This is a genomic window from Variovorax sp. FW305-3-2-15-B-LB1 (assembly GCF_058787635.1).
Window position 1 is genome coordinate 45,735 of sequence record NZ_JBYSZY010000050.1, and the last position, 2,368, is coordinate 48,102.

Sequence of the window (2,368 nt, forward strand, 5' to 3'; positions counted from 1 at the left end):
GGGGGCGTCGGTGGCCGACGCCACCGCCTGCACGCGCGCGCCGTGCTCCTTGAAAAATTCGAAGGTGGCGTCGCGCACGTCGATGTCGTCGTCCACCAGCAGCACCCGCAAGGCCTCGAGCGACAGCGCGGGCGGCGGCGGTGCGCAGGCTGGCGCCGCCGACGGCGCGGCCTCGGGCAGCACCAGCGTGAACGCGGTGCCCTCGCCGACGGTGCTGCGCACACGCAGGTCGCCGCCCGACTGCTTGACGAAGCCGTAGACGATGCTCAGGCCCAATCCGCTGCCTTCGTTCTCCTTGGTCGAGAAGAAGGGCTCGAAGATGTGCTCCAGCACGTGCGGCGGCATGCCGTGGCCCGTGTCGCTGATGCGGATCTCGACCACCGGGCCGGGGCTGCCCTGCGCGCCATTCACGCCATGCGCCGCCGTGCCGGCCGCCGCCGCATGCCACGCGCTGTGCAGGGTGAGCACGCCGCCGCGCGGCATGGCCGCGCCCCCGTTCAGCGCCAGGTTGAGGATCGCGTTCTCGAGCTGCCCGCCGTCGGCCAGCACGCACGCCCCGTCGGCCTGCAGGTCGAGCTCGACGCGGATGCCCTGGCCGAGCGAGTACTCGATGAGATCCTGCAACCCGGCCAGCATCTGGTCGACATCGATCACTTCGGCGCGCAGCGTCTGCCGGCGGGCAAAGGCCAGCAGGCGCGTCGTGAGCACGGCGCCGCGCTCCGAGGCCCGGAACGCCCGGTCCACGATCCGGCGCATGTCGGGCGACAGGTCGTCGCGCGACTGCAGCAGCTGCAGGTTGCTGAAGATCGCCGCCAGCAGGTTGTTGAAGTCGTGCGCGACGCCGCCCGTGAGCTGGCCCAGCACTTCCATCTTCTGCGCCTGCCGCACCTGCCGCTCGAGCGCGCGGCTCTCGCTCTGGTCGCTGTACAGCGTGACGAAGCCGCCCGCCGGCATGGGGTGGTTGCGCACGGCCAGCACCTGGCCGTTGTCGAGCAGGTAGTCGTCCCGCCGCCGCTGCGCATCGGGCGGCCCCAGCAGGTCGACGGCGGGGCGGCCGTCGGCCAGCGCCGGCAGCGCCGCGCGCAGCGTGTCGAGCGTCGCGCCGGTATGGATCGCCTGCGCGGGCAGGCGCAGCAGCGCGGCGAAGCGCGGGTTCCAGGCCACCAGGCGGCCTTCGGCGTCGAATGCACCCAGGCCGTCGTCGATGCTGTCGAGCACCGTGCGCAACAGGCGCCGCTGCTCCGAAATGTCCGCGCCCATCCGACGCATCGACAGCGTGTTGTCGCGGAACACGTTGAAGGCGCGGATGAGTGCACCGACCTCGTCGTCGCGCCGCGAGACATCGGGCGGCGCGCTGGCGTTGCCGTGCGACAGCTCGGTGATGGCGGAGGTGACCCGCGTGAGGTCGCGCAGCGATTCGCGCAGGCTCCAGTACCCGAGCACCAGCGCGGCGGCCGCGACCAGCAGCGCGAGCGTGACCGCGATCAGCCCCGAGCGCACGATCAGGCCCACCGAATGTTCGCGCGAGGACACCTCGGCGCTGAGCGCCGCCACATGGCGGTCGACCGAGCGCGTGAGCTCTTCCGAGAGCACGCGCGTGGAGGTCAGCAGCAGGGTCTTGCGATCGCGCAGCGCGAGGTGCTGCCTGCGCAGCGCGAAGATGCTGTCGGCCTGTGCGGCGATCTGGGCGCGGATCGCCGCATCGATGCGCAAGGCGTTGGCTGAGCCGGCGTAGGCGAGATAGACCCGCTCGGCCTCGTCCAGGTCGAGCGTGTTGTGGGCGTACAAGGCAACCCGCAGCAGATGCAGCGTGTGGTCTGCAACGAACCTGGAACGCTCGGGCAGATCGGCGATGCGGTGCTCCATCTGGCTCAGCGCGTGAATGCGCCCGCGGCCTTCTTCCCGCAGCGCGAGGTCCAGGCGCTTGAACTCGATCAGATCGTCCAGCACCACCTGCATGGCGCTCAGCACCTTCGGCACACCGGTGGCTGCGCCGCTCGCCGGCGGCAGTTGCGCCGCGAGCACGCGCACCTCCTCCTGTCGCTTCAGCAGATCGGCCTTTTCCTGGTTGAGCCGCGCCGATATCGACATTTCCGCCACGTACGGCGCTGCCGCCGCCAGGTGCGTGACGCGCTCCGACAGCGCGAGCGACTTCGCCACCGACGGCAGGATGCGCTCGTCGAAGCCCTGGATCGCGGCCTTGGCGTTGAACAGCGCCACCATCGCCACGGCGGCCAGCACCAGCGTGGTGATGGCCAGTACGGCGAACGCGGAGAGCCATCGCCCGCGCAGGCTGCACGAGCGCTTGCGCCCGCGCGCAGGCGCGTTCGCGTTCGAGGAGATGCGGGGGCCTTGCATGGGGCGGGCG

Annotated in this window: 1 protein-coding gene; it reads right to left on the reverse strand. The window is 71.3% G+C overall.

The genetic code is table 11. The annotated features are described in order from the left end of the window. Nucleotides 1-2,358: ATP-binding protein (locus tag AC3WQR_RS24685; RefSeq protein ID WP_492744288.1), on the reverse strand; the 2,358-nt coding region annotated here is incomplete at its 3' end. Nucleotides 2,359-2,368: the final 10 nt, after the last annotated feature.